Here is a 302-nt window from a genome sequence, read left to right as displayed (position 1 = left end):
AGAAAATAACATTGGTATAAAAGCGAGAATAGAGTATAAGGAAATGCAAGCAGGAGACGTGACCTCCACCTGGGCTAACGTTGATGATTTAATCAATAACTTTAGTTACAGACCCAATACCTCAATCCAAAAAGGTATCGCAGAATTCATCAACTGGTATAAAGATTTCTACAAAACTGCATGGCAATAATTATGCAAATAACGCCAAAAATGAATCCTTTCTTGGGGCTGATCCTGATAAAAAGTCGGCAAATTCGTTTATAATCATTTGCTCTGCTTATACCTGGAGTACTCTTGATGCA

The 302-nt window shown here is 36.8% G+C and carries 1 pseudogene; it reads left to right on the top strand.

The features are described from left to right. Positions 1-190: pseudogene (locus E2R66_RS28640) on the top strand (NAD-dependent epimerase); the annotation flags it as partial. Positions 191-302: the final 112 nt, after the last annotated feature.

Origin of the sequence: Mucilaginibacter psychrotolerans, from assembly GCF_004519315.1 — a bacterium.
Lineage (GTDB): Bacteria > Bacteroidota > Bacteroidia > Sphingobacteriales > Sphingobacteriaceae > Mucilaginibacter > Mucilaginibacter psychrotolerans.
Note: the sequence above shows the minus strand (reverse complement) of the source record. Positions and strands in the feature narration are given on the sequence as shown.